Genomic DNA, 16,286 nt, shown 5'->3' with positions numbered 1-16,286 from the left:
CCTGGTCGAACTTCCTGCGCGTCTCTGACATGACTACTCCTCATAGTGCATGCCTCCACGCTTTCGGGGGATTTCCAGCTGTTCCTTTCCGAAGAGGTTTGGGAAGAAGTCCAAGCGAAAGACGAAGCCGCCAAGACCTGGTGCAATCCGCGTAAAGATCAGCTCATCGTACCCACCGACTCTGCGGTCGCCATTGAAGTCCGATCGATCCTTCAAAGCCACAAACGGCTCGTAATGAACCTGAAGAACCGCAACCGGGCCGACCCGTTCGTGATCGCCGTCGCCAAACTTAAAGGCGCAGTGGTCGTCACCGGAGAGGACGGAGGCAACGAGAACCGCCCGAAGATCCCGTATGTCTGTCGTCAAATCGGTCTGGAGTGCATCGGCTTCCTCGACCTGATCCAGCGCGAGGGCTGGACTTTCTGACTAGTGCCATTACGGGTGGCGCAACTAGGGTGACTCCGCCTGGGTCAATTGTGCTGATCAGTCAAGGCGGCCATTAGTTGATTACTCACCACGCTGCTTGGAGGGCACTGGACGCGTGCGCCGCACCGCTATCCGCTTCGGGCGGGCGACGGATCAGTTGCTTGGAGTGTCGGGTCCGGGGTGATCAGCACCCCTAATGCGCTGGGGGCCGATTCCTTAGTAGCGGGGACGGGATTCGAACCGGCGACCTCTAGGTTATGAGCTAACCGGTCGCGGTTCTATGCATCGCGTTCTGTCTCATAATGGCAGGTGGACGGTGTTGTAGTGTGCGTAGCGTTGCGCTCCGTCCCCACTGTTCGAGCGGGGTTTCGCAGTGTTTCGTGTCCAAATCGGTGGCCAAACAAACGGAGTCGCACCCTCCAGTCTGCTCTAGCGCGCCGTTCGCCCGCATGGAACTGCACATTGGCCTGCAAACCTTGTTCGAACGCTTCCCCCAACTAACTCTTGCCGACGAAGCGACCCTCTGTCGGCGGCAACTGAATATTGACCACTGCGCGGCAACTGAAAATGACCAGCTTCCTCGAGAACCTTGGCTCGATCGGGTTCACTTCGACACACCGGCGCAGCCAGTGGGCCGCTGCGACGGTGGCGAGGCGGTGCCCCGTAATGGGATCCCCTAACGGGTCTTCGAAAACAATCCGTGTTGTTCGGTTGCTAAGGCGACCGAGACAAACTCTACTTGCCCCTCAGCGTTCACGACCGCCGGAGACCGCCACGTCGAAGTTGTGGTCGTGATTACCGTGGGCGCAGTCCGCTGAACCAAACATCGTGGATCGTGCGGGCTAGGAGATCCTCATCGAGTGGTTCGCTGGCGACGAGGTGGGCCAGGGCGGTGATGGTGACAGCGCCGAAAAGTGCTGTGGCCGCGGCCCTGGCGTCGGTCACGGCGGCCAGCGAGCCGTCGGCGGCGCCGGCGAGAAGGAGCAACTCCACGGGCTCCAGGTAAGCGGTGCCGATTTTGTCAGCGATGATGGGCATCCGCGCCGCGCGGCCAAGTTCGCCGATCAGGGCGCGACAGGAAGCGGGTCGCTGTGCCATCACGTGCAGCTGGGCTGCGATGACACGATGCAGTCGGTCGGCACCGGTGGCAGGGCTGTCTACGACGCTGCTGACCGCGCTTGCGATCTCTTTTAGGACGTCCTCGAGAAGGAACGCGAGGATGTCTTCCTTGCCGTCGAAGTAGTAATACAGGGTGGCTTTGGGGACACCCGTCGCCGCGGCGATCTCCTCGATTTTGGTGTCGTTGAGACCGCGCTCGGCGAACAGCGTCGCCGCCGCTGGCAGGCGGTCGGCGATCTGTCGCGGAACCTCACGCATTAACGCCCCTCCGGATTGGACTTGCAGTCTAAACTACCGGATTGAACGGCTGTATTATTAGACTCACAACGGCGGGAGCCGACATGACGACTGCGCAGCTTCACTACGACCCATTCGACAGCGACATTCAGGACGACCCCTACCCCGTCTACCGGAAGTTGCGCGACGAAGCGCCCGTCTTCCGGGCTGAGACCGCGAATACCTGGGTTCTTGCCCGCCATGCGGACGTAACCGCCGCCCTGCTCGACCACCAGACCTACTCCTCGGTCAACGGGGTATTTCCGACGCCGCCGGACGCGCCATTCCTGGAGTCGTTTCTGCCGATGATGATCACGATGGATCCACCGCGCCACGATCAGCTGCGCGGATTGGTCAGCAAGGCATTTACCCCTCGGCGGATAGCCGCGTTGGAGACCAGTATCGACGAGTTGGCGGCGGCGCTAGTGGAGCGACTCAACAGCAACGTGACGAGGCGTGCGGACTTCGTTGCCGATTTCGCGGGAATTCTTCCCGCCATGGTGATTGCCGACCTGTTGGGTGTACCGCGTGAAGACCGTCAGCAATTTCGGCAGTGGTCGAGCGCCCTGATCCAGTCCAATCCTGCCCACGGCGAAGTGGCAGAAGGCTTGGCCGCCGCCGCAGCCGTATATACGTATTTCGCAGATTTCCTGGCCGATCGCCGGCAGACGCCGCGCGACGACCTGATGTCGGCCTTGGTGGCAGCTGAAATCAACGGCCACAAGCTCGACGACGACGAACTACTCGGGTTCTGCTTGCTACTGCTGATCGCTGGCCACGAAACCACGACAAATCTGTTGGGCAACGCCGCGGTGGTGCTCGCCGAGCATCCGAAAAGCCGCCATCGGCTGGCCGCCGAACCCGCTCTCATCGGGCAGGCCGTCGAGGAACTGTTGCGCTATGACTCGCCGGTGCAGGGACTTTCGCGGGTGCTGACCAGGGAAGTGACGCTGCACGGCACCACGATGTCGCAGGGCGAGTCGGTTTTGCTCTTGTTCGGGTCCGCCAACCGCGACGAGCGGGTGTTCGCTGAGCCCGATGTGTTTGATATCGAGCGCAAACCCGAACATCAGGTGGCCTTCGGCCGCGGTGTCCACTTCTGCCTGGGGGCTGCGCTCGCGCGCATGGAGGCCCGAATTGCGTTGCGCGCCTTGCTGTCACAATTGCCAGACTGGGCAGTCGATGGCGATTCTGCGGTGCGCCTTCGGTCTGGGCCGATTCGGGGCTATCTGTCGCTGCCGATCATCTGGCCGGCCAACTAACTATCGTGTGGCGCGCGTGTTTTTTGCCCGCGTCGTCGCCGACTTTGACTCGATATGAGTGCCGTTACCGCGGCGCTGGTGTGCGGCGAGGAAATCGTCGACGATCGTTGTGCAGTCATCGTGGGTCATGGTGCGAAAGCCGGTCAGTCGCGCGAACGCCAACGGCCCGACAAGCTGACACAGCGCCAGTTCCAGGTCAAAGTCGTCGAGTTCGGCGCGTGCCTGCTCGCTGTGCAGCAGCGCATCGAAGGGCTGTCGGTACTGGTCGATCACGCGCGCGCGAAGTGCGCCCGATGCGTGGTGGTCGTCGGTGTCGGCCTTGATGTTCGTTGGGCCGAGCGCCAACCATGCCAGCGTTGTGACGTGCAGGGGAGCCTCGTTGAACAGCGTGGCTTGCCTATCCAATAACTCGATCAACTGCTCTCGCAGGGTGCCGCTGGCCGGTGCAGTCGGAGTGACTTGTGGTAGCAGTCGCTCGAATGTGGCGGCCAGCAGGTGCGACGAGCTCTTGAAATGGCGGTAGAGGGTGGTGCGGGCGACCTTGGAGGCTTTCGTGACCGCGTCGATGGTGACGGCCTCGACCCCTCCTGTGCTCAATAACGCCGCGGCGGCGTCTAACAGCCGGTTGCGCGAGCGAATACGCCGAGGGTCGGCATCTTCGTCGGAGTCCGGAGCCAAGGCATACGGGTCGGTCACGAGCACCTCATAACCCAAATTAACGAATACGGGCTTCAACGGATACCACACTTATGGTACCAACAGTAGCGGAGCAAAACTGTCGGTTTCGTAAGGGGGGGTATGCCCAACCGAGCTTCCCGGCTATCTGCGGGCCAGCGATGGACACTCGTTATGTCATGCCTCGCGGTGGCGCTCGTGATCGGTTCCATGGCAGCTCTATACACCGCGTTGTCTGACATCGCCGTTCAGAGCGGAGCGACGCAAAGCCAGCTGACTTGGATCGTCGACGGCTACACGCTGGCGGTCGCGTGTCTGGTGCTGCCCGCGGGAGCCGTCGGCGATCGCTACGGTCGGCGCGGTGTCCTGATTGCCGGTCTCATCGTGTTTGCGACGGCTTCTGCGGTGCCGTTGGCGCTCGATGATCCACTGTCGCTGATAGCCGCACGCACGGTGAGCGGTGCAGGGGCCGCTCTTGTCATGCCCTCGACGCTGTCGATTTTGACCGGTGAATTTCCGGCGGGCGAAAGAGGTCGTGCAGTAGGACTTTGGGCAGGCGTTGCCGCGTCGGGTGCTGTAGTGGGCGTGCTGCTTTCGGGCGTTTTGCTTGAATTCTGGTCGTGGAAAGCAATCTTCGTGGCCCTGACCGCCGCCGCGCTGATCTTGCTCGCCGCCTCGTGGTTGGTGCCAGAATCGCGCCAGCACTCACACCCCCGCATCGACGTGGCCGGGTCCGTGATCATCGCTATCGCAATTGGCCTGATCGTGGTCGGCCTCATCGAGGCCCCGCAGCGTGGATGGACCGATGGTGCGGTGGTCGCCTTGTTCGGCATCGGCGCCTTCGGAGTACTGACCTTTGTTGCGGTGGAGCTACGTACGTCCGATCCGCTGCTCGATATGCGACTCTTCACCGACCGCGGATTTTCCGCAGGCACAGTATCTCTCGTACTGCACTTCCTGGTGATGTTCGGCGTGTTCTATCTCTTAGTTCAGTACTTGCAGCTTATTTGCGGCTACGCACCGCTGGTGTCGGCGTTGGCATTGACGCCGCTGATCGTGCCGATTGTCGGTGTCTCGCTCGCCGCACCCCGGCTGGCCAATCAATGGGGTTTACGAATGATGGCGGTCTCCGGGCTGGTCGCGATTGCCGTTGGCACGCTCTTGGTAAGCGGCCTTGACGTTAACTCCGGTTATATCGAAGTCGTTTGCGCCCTACTAGCTTTCGGCGTCGGCTTGGGGCTGTGCACCGCGCCGTCGACCGCGGCCGTCGTCGATGCCACACCTGTGGAAAAGCACGGCGTCGCCGCCGCAGTCAACGACGCCGCACGCGAACTGGGCGCTGCAATCGGAGTGGCCATTGCCGGAAGTCTGCTCGCCGCCGGCTACTCCGATCGCGTAAAGCCCGTTGTCGCAGCACTCCCAGCCCCGGCGCAAGCGGCATTTAGCGATTCGCTGGCCTCAGCCACACAGGCCGCGCACCGTCTCGGACCACCGCTGCAACCAGCGATTGCCTCAGCGAAGACGGCGTTCGTCCACGGCTGCACCATGGGGGCAATCGTGTTGGCGGCGGTCTGCGGCCTGTCCGCAGTAATTGTCGCGATCTTGGCGCCCGGGCGACCCGCCAAGGCACTGAATGGACAAGGTGGCTACCCGAATCCGACAGCGATCGACCACCACAGCCGTGACCTGTCGACGGAAATTGGGCAACCATGAACACGCCAACGAAGCCGGAACCGGAGCGGCTGCCTTCGCATACCCCCACCTGCATGGGGTGTGGGTCTGAGAATCCCCACGGCCTTCAACTTGTGGTCTATCGCATCGGGGAAAGCGTCTATAGCGACCTGACATTCGACGAGCGACACATCGGTGCACCAGGATTAGCTCACGGCGGCGCTGTTGCGGCCGCTTGTGACGACGTTCTTGGATTCACCCTGTGGATAGCGGGCACGCCCGCAGTCACCCGAAGCTTGACGGTCGAATATCTCCGACCGGTGCCCCTTCACCAACCCCATCGCCTCAGCGCGAGCATTTCCCGCCGAACAGGCCGCGCCCTACACGTAACGGGCACGGGCACAGGCGCCGACGGGGCAACGCGGTTCACCGCCAAGGCCGTATTCGTTGTGGTCACCGCCGAACACTTCGCCGCGCACGGCGACACCTCCGGTTTTGACGAGCTGCTCGAAGACCTATCCAGGACAAGCGGACTCCCGACCGACCAAATTCGACGCAACCCATGACTTCTTCCGCACCTATCGACGCCAAAGCAACAATGCGCCAAGGAAACCTATCGCGACAGCGCCCACGCTCAATGTGGCGAAGAGACGCGATTCTGGACGAGGCGATATCACTGGCGAGCGCCGGTGGTTACGAAGCGGTGCAGATGCGCACGATTGCCGATCAGGCAGGTATCGCCGTGGGCACCCTGTACGGCTACTTTCCGTCGAAAACTCACCTCTTGGTTAGCGCATTGACTCGCGAGTTTTTACGCGTCGAAGCGATGCGCGATTGGTCCACCATCGCAGATGACCCACCGCAGCGCTTGGCGCATCTCACGCAATGTCTACACGCCGAGTGGCAGCGCGATCCCCTGCTCACCGAGGCGATGACGAGGGCCTTCGTCGTCGCCGACACGACGGCCGCCGACGAGGTGGACCGAGCCACCGGCGTGATCGCACGAGTACTCGCCCGCGCCTTGAGCGGCGGCGAACCCTCGCCGAACCACCTATTGATCGCCGGGCTGCTCTGCGACATTTGGCTGGCCAACCTCACAAGGTTCATCGGCAAGCGGGTATCAGCGGATGAAGCCCGCAACAACATCGATCGGGCCACTCGATTGATTCTGACGAGCCACAGCAGCCCGATTACCGTCGAACGCTACTACTAGTAGCGCAACGATACTGGTAGTCTCGTATAAGGAGACTCGCCTACGTGTCAGAGGAGTTCTCATGCTCAACCAATGGATCGAAAGCTGCACAGTTCAGCGCTTGTCACTGCGGGATGGGCTCGTCTTAGACCTTGATGATCACAACGAACTGGTCATCTCCAACCAGTTCCGACTTACGCTTCCCCCGGCCGGGTCCTACCCGGCCGAGGACGTGTTGATCGATCCCGGCGCCGTCGCGCAGCATGAGCGTCCACTGCTCGACTTGGCCGGATCGGTGTGCACGGAAGCCTGGTGCACCGACAATGGCACACTGCACCTCCGGTTTTCCCGCGGCCACCGCATCGAGGTTGAGGCTGACCCACACGCCCCGGCGTGGGAGCTCTACGGCCAACACCACGGCTACATGGCCTGCCTGCCGGGCGGGCGGGTCCGTACCGTCCGCCACGACATTCTCGACGACGAGAGCAGCCCAACCGAGATTCCTTCAGCGGCAACATGACCGACACTCTCGCAGCCATCGCCGACGTCGTGAAGTCGGTTCGGCGACAACGTGATGGCACGGCGGAAAGGAGCGAATATAGTCCCCGGCTAGCGCGCCTGGGCGCGTTCGCCGTTGAACACAAGATTCTGATTTTCAGTGTGTGGATCGGCACCGCCGTCGTGCTGGCGCTGCTGTTCCCGCAACTGGAGACCGTCGTACGCCAGCAGTCGGTCGACTTGGTGCCTCACGATGTCCCGTCGCTTCAAACCATCGACCGGATGAGCGTGGCGTTCAGCGAACAGGGTTCGAAGACAATGGTGTTCGTCGCGATGGAGGACCCTGCCGGTCTGACACCGACCGCACGCCGAGACTACGCGGACCTGGTGTCTCGGCTGCGCGCCGACACCAAACACGTCTTACTGGTCCAAGACCTGCTCGCCGATCCGGTGACCGCAGCCCAGGCCGTCAGCCAGGATCACAAAGCCTGGTATCTGCCCGTCGGCGTCGTCGGCACCCTGGGCGATCCAGCAGCTACAGAATCCATCACCGTCGTCCGCGACATCACCGCCAAGGAATTCGCCGGCAGGACGACCAGGGCATATGTGACCGGTCCCCCGGCGACGTTCAGCGACATGATCGCTAGCGCCGAGCACGCGCTGTTGTTCATTTCGATCGCCACCGCCGCGCTGATCGCGCTGATCCTGATGATCGTCTATCGCTCCGTGGTCACCGCAGTGCTGCCCTTGCTGGTCATCGGGGTGAGCCTGGCCGTTGGACGTGGCGTGCTGTCCGCGCTCGGCGAGCTTGGCATGCCGGTTTCCGAATTCACTGTCGCGTTCATGGGCGCCATCCTGCTCGGCGCCGGTACCGACTATTCGGTTTTTTTGATCAGCCGCTATCACGAGCAGCGCCGCGCCGGGGTGCCCCCCGATCAAGCAGCCATCCATGCCACCGCCAGCATCGGGCGGGTCATCCTCGCCTCGGCGGCCACCGTCGCCTTTGCTTTCCTGTCCATGGTCTTCGCCAAGCTCAGCGTTTTCGCCGCCCTTGGCCCGGCCTGCGCGCTCGCGGTATTCGTCGGTTTCCTGGCCTCCGTCACGCTGCTGCCACCCGTTCTGACGCTGGCCGCCCGGCGCGGGATCGGCGACCCCAAACCCGACCGGACCCGGCGCTACTGGAACAGCGTGGCCGTCGCGGTGGTGCGCCGCCCCGTACCGCTGCTGGCCGTCAGCCTGGTCATCCTACTGGCTCTTTCAGCGGTGGCTACGACGATCAAAATCAGCTATGACGATCGCCAAGGCCAGCCGACGACCACCCCCAGTAACCAGGGTTACCAGCTGCTCAACCGGCACTTCCGCAAAGATGTGGTGATCAGTGAATTTGTCGTGGTGGAAAACCCGACAGACATGCGGACCGGCCGAGGGCTGGCCGATCTTGACGAAATGGCATCGCGCATCTCGCAGATTCCCGGCGTCACCAAGGTTTCCGGAGTCACCCGACCCGCCGGTACACGACTCGATCAAGCCAAGCTGTCATGGCAAAACGGCCAGATCGGCGACAAGATGGCCGATGCAGTCGCCGACGGCAACGCACGAAAAGGCGACCTCGCCAAACTCACCAACGGCGCCGACCAACTCGCCGGCGGACTGGCGAAACTCGATACCACCGTGCGCACTGCCCTGACCCCACTGACCGGAGTTCTGAACCGAGCACTGTCAGCAGGTGTACGCGTCGACCAGTTAAGGCCGCTGCTGCAACAACTTTCGGCCACCGCACCCAGTATCGACCAGGCCATCCAATCCGGGCCCGGACTTCGCCCCCTGGCCGATCAAGCCCAAAACGCTATCACCGCCATCGACCCACTCGTCGGCGCACTCAACACCTCGCCCTGGTGTGCGACTACCCCGCAATGCGCCCAGATACGCGACCAAGTGCAAATCCTGATCACGTTGCGCGACAACGGTTTCTTCAACCAGGTCGCCGACCTCGGCGACCGCTACAACCCGGCGGCCAACGCCACCGTCGCCGGCACTTTGGCCGACGTGCAAGCATCCGTCAGCTCACTAAACAGTGCCTTCGGCGCACTGGGCAACCCCACCGACATCACCGGCAACATCCACCGCCTCCAAGACGGCATCAACCAACTCGCGTCCGGAGCAGAGGCACTGGCAGCCGGTGTGCACGCGCTGGCCGACAGCAACCTCCAAATGCTGTCCGGGATGAGCCAAATCGCCGCCCAACTCCAGAACTCCGCGCGCACTAGCGCCACCCCAGATTCCGCGAGCGGCTTCTACCTACCGGCCAACACCTTCGAGAACCGCCAATTCGCCGACGTCGCCAAGCTTTTCCTGTCCCGCGACGGCAAGACCGCGCGCTTCGCCATCGAATCAAGCCATGACCCCTACAGCAGCGAGGCGACCCACCTGGCCAAGCAGATGGTCACCGTCGCCGACGCCGCCCGACCCAACACATCGCTGGCCAACGCCACCGTCTCCGTCGCCGGTTTTCCCGCCGTCAACGCCGACCTCCAACACTTGCTCAGGTCGGACTTTGCACTACTGGCCGCCGCCACCCTGCTCATCGTCGGGCTGATCCTGGTCCTGCTCCTGCGCGCCATCTTGGCGCCCATGTACCTGCTCGGCACGGTGGTCTTGAACTACCTCGCCTCGCTGGGCGTCGGCGTCCTGATCTTCCAATGGGGGCTTGGCTATCCCATCGCCTATCCGGTACCACTGTTAGCCTTCATCATCCTGGTCGCTGTCGGCGCCGACTACAACATGCTGCTCGTCTCCCGGCTCCGCGAGGAATCCGACCGCAATGTCCGAGTCGGCGTCTTACGCACCGTCGCCAGCACCGGCTCCGTCATCACCTCGGCCGGGCTCATCTTCGCCGCCAGCATGTTCGGGCTCCTGGCCGGCTCGGTGGCGATCATGATTGAAACAGGATCCATCATCGGCTGCGGACTGCTGCTGGACACCTTCCTCGTACGCACCCTCACCGTCCCCGCGATCGCCACTCTCCTACGCGACGCCAGCTGGTGGCCGCAGCGGGTGGCACATCCCGCAAGCAACCGCTAAGCCACCCTCGAACTCAAGGGCTTTCAAATGTTTTCGCGACCGGGTGAGACTCACAAAGCAGAGTAGGCGAGGAAACGCAACCGATGGACACGACGTTCGCCGATTTCAACGAGCAGGTCGCCGAGCAACTGCAGAGCGCCGCGATGCTCTCCGACGGCCTGGCCGGCTATCTGGGGTTCCGGCACACCGAGTTCGTCGCCGGACGCCTCGTCGCCGAGATGGACGCGCGGCCGGACCTACTAACTCCGTTCGGCAACTTGCACGGGGGCTGCCTGTCGGCCATGGTCGACCACTGCCTAGGAGTGGTGTTCTATCCCGTGATCCCCGCAGGTGCTTGGGTCGCCACAACCGAATTCAAATTAAACCTTCTTCGACCAGTGTCCAGCGGAACCTGTACCGCCACCGCCGAAATCATCGCATTGGGCCAGCGGAGCGGCGTCGCCAGGATCGACATCACCAACGACGGACACCCGGTGTGTGCGGCCCAGGGCACCGTCACCATCGTGACACCGAAAGCACCGCGGTCTTGATGTGTTTTCCCAAAGCGGGCGTCCGCCAATGAGTCCCCTCGTCGAGCGCGTGCCGACCAGCGATTCGCTGTCACTGGCGGCCGACGTATATCGACTCGACGATCCGCGCGCGGTCGTACTGCTGTTGCACGGCGGGGGCCAGAATCGACACGCCTGGCAGGCCACCGCACGCCGGTTACACGCCCGCGGCTACGCGGTGATCGCCTACGACGCACGCGGCCACGGTGACAGCGACTGGGACCCGACGGGCCGCTACGATTTGGAGGGACTCACCTCCGACCTACTCGCAGTGCGCGCGTACATGAGCTCAGAGCACCCGGTCGCGGTAATCGGGGCTTCGCTGGGGGGCCTTACGATTCTGGGCACCCACCTGCTCGCCCCGCCAGAGCTATGGGATGCAGTCATTCTCGTCGACATCACCCCGCGGATGGAGCTGCACGGCGCGCGTCGCGTCGTCGCGTTCATGGCCGCTCATCCTGACGGCTTCAACACCATCGACGAGGCAGCCGAGGTCATCGCCGCCTACAACCCGCATCGCCGACCACCCGAGAATCTCGACGGACTGCACAAGGTTCTTCGCCAGCGCGAAGACCAACGCTGGGTCTGGCGATGGGATCCCGCATTCGTTACCTCGAACCTTCAATTCCTCCAAGGGGATCCAGACACCGGCACCGAAGTGTTCGACGCAATAGGAGACCTCCTCGCTGCTGGCGCACGACGGGTATCGGCACCGACGCTGCTCGTCCGCGGCTTACTATCCGACGTGGTATCTCAAGAGACGGTAGACGATTTCATCGAACTAGTTCCCCACGCCCAGACCGCCGACATAACGGGCGCCGGCCACATGATCGCCGGCGATGACAACGACGCCTTCTCCACAGCCGTCGCCGATTTTCTCGAACGCACCGTCTAAGTGGTGAACCTGCCGGAAGAGCGCGGCAGATAACCGCGACGTGTCGGCAAGCTGCAGGGGAGTTAGCGCGAGTGCCGCTGCCACCCGCACGGCAGCTGCGCCGCTTTCGGCGCTGGGCATTCACCGCCGGCTGGCAATGTCGGTTGTGGTCGTCAGATGGGCATCGATGGAGTAGGTTCCGGCTCCGACCAGTAGCAGAAATACGCTGCCGCACAGTTGGGCCAGGTCGACGCGGCTTTCGTGGATAAAGTCCCACCATCCGTGTTCGCCGCGGAATAGCAGGGCGTGGCCCCAGAAGATAGGCAGTTTGGTAATTAGTAGTGCGCCGAGCATGTCGATGATCATGGGGATGGTGGCAATCCGAGTCAGCAGTCCGATCAGAATTAGTGCCCCGCAGGCGATTTCGAAGATGCCATCGAAGGTGGCGAAGAATGCGGGCGCGGGAATGGCGGCCTTATCGAACCGGCCGGTGCCAAGTGAGTCGGGCCGCAGGAATTTCAACACGCCCTCGCAGGCGAACACCAATCCGACATAAAGGCGGATCAGCACTACCGCGGCCGGGGCACAGGTCGCGATCGTCGCTCGCAGCCAGGATTCAGGTCGGGCCATGGCGCCGCATTCCTTTCTGGGATAGGCCAATTCGTCTCGGTTACGTTGTGAACCCTGCCTCAACGCGATGTCTGGGAGTTGCGGTGCGCGGCGACGACGCGTCGTAGCCCGTAGACGGCGATGCCCAGAACGAGGATTGCGGCACCGGCAATCACCGACCTCATCGGCAGCGCAAACGCCAACACCACGCAGCCGATCACGCCGCCTACCGAGATCAAGCGCGCCGGGCGCCCCTCCTCACGACGCAGGGTGAACGCGGAGGCATTGGCGACGGCGTAATAGATCAGCACGGCGAAAGACGAAAAGCCGATGGCCCCACGCACATCGACGGTGGCGGCCAAGACCGCCACCGTGATACCGATCAGCAGCTCAGCGCGATGTGGCACCTTGAACTGTTCATGCACCGCCGCTAACTGGTGGGGAAGGTGACGATCACGCGCCATCGCCAGGGTGGTGCGAGACACTCCGAGCAGCAGTGCCAGCAACGAGCCGACCGCGGCGACCGCGGCGCCGACCTGCACCACGGGCACCAGCCATCGCACCCCGGCGACCTTCACGGTATCGGCCAGGGGGGCGGCCGCCTGAGCGAGGCGACCTGGCCCCAGCACCTCCAGTGCGACCACGGCCACGATCGCATAGATCACCAGGGTGATGGCCAGCGCCAGCGGAATCGCCCGCGGGATGGTGCGGGCCGGGTCTCGCACCTCTTCACCCAGGGTGGCAACGCGCGCATAGCCAGCAAAGGCGAAAAACAACAGCCCGGCCGCCTGCAACACTCCGCCGAAAGTGGCGTCGGCACCGACGTCAAGCTGGTCGAAGGCGCCAGTTCCGGAGGTCAGCGCTGCGACCACCACTGCGGCCAGCACCGAAAGCACCAACGCCACGATCAGTCGGGTCAGCCAGGCCGACTTCTCCACCCCGAAGTAGTTCACCGTGGTCAGCGCGACCACCGCGGCCACCGCGACCCCATGCGCCTGCGCCGGCCACACATACGAGCCCACCGTCAGCGCCATCGCCGCACAGGACGCGGTCTTGCCGACCACGAACCCCCATCCGGCCAGGTACCCCCAGAAATCCCCTAACCGTTTGCGGCCATACACGTAAGTACCGCCAGAAGCCGGATACAGCGCGGCCAGCCGGGCTGAGGAGGTCGCGTTGCAGTAGGCCACCAGGGCCGCGACCGCCAGCCCGATCAGCAATCCCGAGCCGGCGGCGCGCGCGGCCGGACCGAGTGCGGCGAAGATCCCGGCGCCGATCATCGAGCCGAGCCCGATCAACACCGCGTCGAAGACGCCCAGTCGGCGCCGCAACTCACCGGACGCAGGGGTGCCCGACGAGCCGGCGAGCGCGTTGTCGGACATGTCATCTCTCCTCGAGGTTCGCAGACCGCAGGGCACGAGTTAGACACCGCTACGCGATAACCTATCAAACCAATTTGATGTAATCTCGTCGGGTGGCGAGCACCGATCCGGCTGAGGTTCCGCTGTTGATGCGAATGGCCGCCCATCCGCTGCGGTGGGCGCTGCTGCGTGAGCTGGCCGGTAGTGATCGACGGGTGAAGGAGTTGGCCGTCGCTGTCGACGAACCACAGAACCTGATCTCCTACCACCTGGGTTTGCTCCGCACCGCGGGGCTGGTCCAGGCGAGGCGCAGCAGCTTCGATGGACGCGACAGCTACTACCACCTCAACCTGGCTCGGTGCGCAGCCGCGTTCAGGGAGTCCGCCGTGGCGCTGCATCCCGCACTGAGGCCTTCCGCCGACACGACTATTCGCGCAACCGTCGGCGCGTCGGTATTGTTTTTGTGCACCGGCAACAGTGCGCGCTCACCGATGGCCGAGGCGCTGCTACGCCACCGTAGCCGCGGCCGCGTGCGGGTAGCCAGCGCGGGCAGCCATCCCAAGCCACGCCTGCATCCCAACGCGGTGCGGGTCATGAGTGAGGACTACGGCCTGGATCTCAGCCACCGGCACCCGCAAGCGCTGACCGCGATAGCGGGGCGGTCGTTCGATTATGTAATCACGTTGTGCGACAAGGTCCGTGAATATCCCCGCGAGCACGGATCGGCGTTGGCGATTCATTGGAGCCTGCCCGACCCGGGCGCAGCCGCCGACCACGCCAACCTTTCCGTATTCCGTTCAGTGGCAAACGAACTGAACACCCGCATCGATTTTCTGCTGCCCAGCCTCGCCCACCACCGTTAGGAGCGATGATCATGGCGATCGCCTCAACCGAGCGAGTCCATGTCGCCAGTCGCGGCACCAGCCCCAAGGCTGCCGCCGCGCCGCGTGGGCGGTCGCGGCTGCTGTCCGAGCCCATCATTAGACCACGGAGGTAATTCCGCCATGTTGTTGGATCGACGTGACTTCCTCAAATACAGCGGGCTGACGGCGATTACCGTCGGCGTCGGGGCGGGGTGTTCGGGGGCCTCGCACCCGTCGCCGCCGGGCGGCAAAACGGATTACACGGTGCGCATCGGCACCGGCACCGTCGAGCTGGCCCCGGACCGGGTGATCTCCACCACGGTTTACAACGGCCAATTTCCCGGGCCGCTGCTGCGCTTCACCGAAGGCAAAACCACCTGGGTCGATATATACAACGACACCGATACCCCCGAGCAGGTGCACTGGCACGGTCAACGCGTGCCAGTCGACGTCGATGGATCCGCTGAGGAGGGAACCCCGTTTATCCCCGCTCACGGGATGCGACGCATCTCCTTCACCCCCGGGCCGGCAGGCTTCCGCTTCTACCACACTCACCTCACCCCAGGCTCCGACCTCACACAGGGCCAGTACAACGGACAGGTCGGCCCTGTCTATATCGAGCCCAAACTCAACCCCGGCACCTATGACCAGGAAATCTTCTTGACCCTCAAGGAGTTTGAGCCCAGCTTCAGCACCACTGGCGATATGGCCGCCGATTTCCTCGCCGGCGACCAAGACCCCCGGCTCAAAGCTAAAGGCGAATCCGCCATGGCAGCGTCTCTGGCCCAGGGCAAGCCGCACGGTTACGAGGTCGGCTACGACGCGTTTGCGATCAACGGGCGCATGCTCGGCCACGGCGAACCTATCCGCGTCCAGCCCGGGCAACGCGTGCTGCTGCATGTCCTCAACGCCAGCGCCACCGAGAACCGCAGCCTAGCCCTGCCTGGACACACCTTCACCGTCATTGCACTCGACGGCAATCCAGTACCCAACCCCGCCACCGTGCCGGTGCTGTGGCTCGGTGCGGCCGAACGTATTTCAGCTATCGTGACGATGACCAACCCAGGCGTGTGGATTCTCGGCGATCTGTCCGACGACGACCGCAACAATGGCATGGGTATCGTCGTCGAATACGCCGGGCGTGGCGGCGATCCGCAATGGGCACCACCCCCGCCGTTCAAATGGGACTACCGACTCTTCACCGCAGCCCACCCCGCCCCCGCGGCGCCGCCGGACCAGACCATCGACATGCTGATCGAAAAGCGTAACGCCGCCGAGCAGGGCTTCAACATCTGGACCATCAACGGCACCCCGTTCTCCATGGACACCAAACAGCCCGTCTTCAAGATTCAGAACGGCAAGCGCTACCGGCTGCGATTGCGCAATGCCACCGACGACATTCACCCCATCCACCTACACCGGCACACCTTCGAAATCACTCAAATAGCCGGCACCCCAACCGCCGGAATACACAAAGACGTCGCCATGCTCGGCGGCTACCAAACCATGGACATCGACTTCCTCGCCGACCAACCCGGCCTATCCCTGTTCCACTGTCACCAGCAGCTACACATGGATTACGGATTCATGGCGCTGCTCAACAACACCTGACCACCCAACCACCGACCGCGAGTAGCGCCTGCCGACGGCCGCGCGTGACCATCTGGTCGCGACCAATAACAGCATCCGACCAGATCGCCGCCGAGGTGCGGCAGGTGTTCAACCTTCCGAAGGTGTCTGTCGGGATTTGGGGACTGTCGCAATCGAAACCGCCCTGGATGAGGAACTGTCCGAGCACCTGCGCTATGTCCGCCATGATCCGATCGGGCAT

General features: G+C 63.3%; 16 protein-coding genes. 11 read left to right on the top strand and 5 right to left on the bottom strand.

Annotated features, from left to right (window positions below):
- Positions 1–45 precede the first annotated feature (45 nt).
- Entirely contained in the window at positions 46–426 is a 381-nt protein-coding gene (locus A5658_RS03000; protein ID WP_067330983.1) for a DUF4411 family protein, read from the top strand.
- A gap of 795 nt (positions 427–1,221) precedes the next feature.
- On the opposite strand, the gene A5658_RS02995 is transcribed toward A5658_RS03000, so the two are convergent.
- Positions 1,222–1,803 carry a TetR/AcrR family transcriptional regulator gene (locus A5658_RS02995; RefSeq protein ID WP_067330980.1) on the bottom strand — a complete coding sequence of 194 codons (582 nt, stop codon included), beginning with the start codon at positions 1,801–1,803 and terminating at the stop codon, positions 1,222–1,224.
- Between the two features lie 83 nt (positions 1,804–1,886).
- On the opposite strand from A5658_RS02995, the gene A5658_RS02990 reads away from it, so the two are divergent.
- On the top strand, positions 1,887–3,083 hold the full coding sequence (locus A5658_RS02990; protein WP_067330978.1) for a cytochrome P450: 1,197 nt from the start codon (positions 1,887–1,889) through the stop codon (positions 3,081–3,083).
- Here the strand turns inward: A5658_RS02990 and A5658_RS02985 are convergent, their stop codons facing one another.
- A complete protein-coding gene (locus A5658_RS02985; protein ID WP_067330997.1) occupies positions 3,084–3,779 on the bottom strand; it encodes a TetR/AcrR family transcriptional regulator in 696 nt (231 codons plus the stop codon). It abuts the gene before it with no gap.
- Between the two features lie 168 nt (positions 3,780–3,947).
- On the opposite strand from A5658_RS02985, the gene A5658_RS02980 reads away from it, so the two are divergent.
- From A5658_RS02980 to A5658_RS02950, 7 genes are all read left to right on the top strand, one after another.
- A complete protein-coding gene (locus A5658_RS02980) occupies positions 3,948–5,471 on the top strand; it encodes an MFS transporter (protein ID WP_067330975.1) in 1,524 nt (507 codons plus the stop codon).
- On the top strand, positions 5,468–5,995 hold the full coding sequence (locus A5658_RS02975; RefSeq protein WP_067330973.1) for a PaaI family thioesterase: 528 nt from the start codon (positions 5,468–5,470) through the stop codon (positions 5,993–5,995). The genes A5658_RS02980 and A5658_RS02975 overlap by 4 nt, the downstream gene beginning before the upstream one ends.
- Positions 5,992–6,642 carry a TetR family transcriptional regulator gene (locus A5658_RS02970; protein WP_067330971.1) on the top strand — a complete coding sequence of 217 codons (651 nt, stop codon included), beginning with the start codon at positions 5,992–5,994 and terminating at the stop codon, positions 6,640–6,642. The genes A5658_RS02975 and A5658_RS02970 overlap by 4 nt, the downstream gene beginning before the upstream one ends.
- A 61-nt stretch (positions 6,643–6,703) precedes the next feature.
- A complete protein-coding gene (locus tag A5658_RS02965; RefSeq protein ID WP_067330969.1) occupies positions 6,704–7,141 on the top strand; it encodes a DUF6188 family protein in 438 nt (145 codons plus the stop codon).
- Positions 7,138–10,200 carry an RND family transporter gene (locus tag A5658_RS02960; protein ID WP_067330967.1) on the top strand — a complete coding sequence of 1,021 codons (3,063 nt, stop codon included), beginning with the start codon at positions 7,138–7,140 and terminating at the stop codon, positions 10,198–10,200. The genes A5658_RS02965 and A5658_RS02960 overlap by 4 nt, the downstream gene beginning before the upstream one ends.
- An 83-nt stretch (positions 10,201–10,283) precedes the next feature.
- Positions 10,284–10,730 (top strand): PaaI family thioesterase, encoded by a 447-nt coding sequence (locus tag A5658_RS02955; protein ID WP_067330964.1) that lies wholly within the window; start codon positions 10,284–10,286, stop codon positions 10,728–10,730.
- Between the two features lie 28 nt (positions 10,731–10,758).
- Positions 10,759–11,643, top strand: coding sequence for an alpha/beta fold hydrolase (locus A5658_RS02950; protein ID WP_067330961.1), 885 nt, complete (start codon positions 10,759–10,761; stop codon positions 11,641–11,643).
- 120 nt (positions 11,644–11,763) lie between these two features.
- Here A5658_RS02950 and A5658_RS02945 read toward each other — a convergent pair whose 3' ends face one another.
- Both A5658_RS02945 and A5658_RS02940 read right to left on the bottom strand, forming a co-directional pair.
- The gene (locus A5658_RS02945; protein WP_067330958.1) at positions 11,764–12,252 is read right to left on the bottom strand and encodes a DoxX family protein; all 489 of its coding nucleotides are present in this window, start codon (positions 12,250–12,252) and stop codon (positions 11,764–11,766) included.
- A 59-nt stretch (positions 12,253–12,311) separates the two neighbouring features.
- The gene (locus tag A5658_RS02940; RefSeq protein WP_067330956.1) at positions 12,312–13,613 is read right to left on the bottom strand and encodes an APC family permease; all 1,302 of its coding nucleotides are present in this window, start codon (positions 13,611–13,613) and stop codon (positions 12,312–12,314) included.
- A 92-nt stretch (positions 13,614–13,705) separates the two neighbouring features.
- Here A5658_RS02940 and A5658_RS02935 point away from each other — a divergent pair, with 92 nt between their 5' ends.
- Positions 13,706–14,455, top strand: coding sequence for an ArsR family transcriptional regulator (locus A5658_RS02935; protein WP_231997187.1), 750 nt, complete (start codon positions 13,706–13,708; stop codon positions 14,453–14,455).
- A 141-nt stretch (positions 14,456–14,596) separates the two neighbouring features.
- On the top strand, positions 14,597–16,066 hold the full coding sequence (locus A5658_RS02930) for a multicopper oxidase family protein (RefSeq protein ID WP_067330954.1): 1,470 nt from the start codon (positions 14,597–14,599) through the stop codon (positions 16,064–16,066).
- On the opposite strand, the gene A5658_RS28620 is transcribed toward A5658_RS02930, so the two are convergent.
- Positions 16,053–16,286, bottom strand: a complete 234-nt coding sequence (locus tag A5658_RS28620; protein WP_067330952.1) for a hypothetical protein — start codon at positions 16,284–16,286, stop codon at positions 16,053–16,055. The two genes, A5658_RS02930 and A5658_RS28620, sit on opposite strands and share 14 nt — an antisense overlap.

It is taken from the genome of Mycobacterium sp. 1245111.1 (assembly GCF_001673405.1).
Taxonomy (GTDB): domain Bacteria; phylum Actinomycetota; class Actinomycetes; order Mycobacteriales; family Mycobacteriaceae; genus Mycobacterium.
Note: the sequence above shows the minus strand (reverse complement) of the source record. Positions and strands in the feature narration are given on the sequence as shown.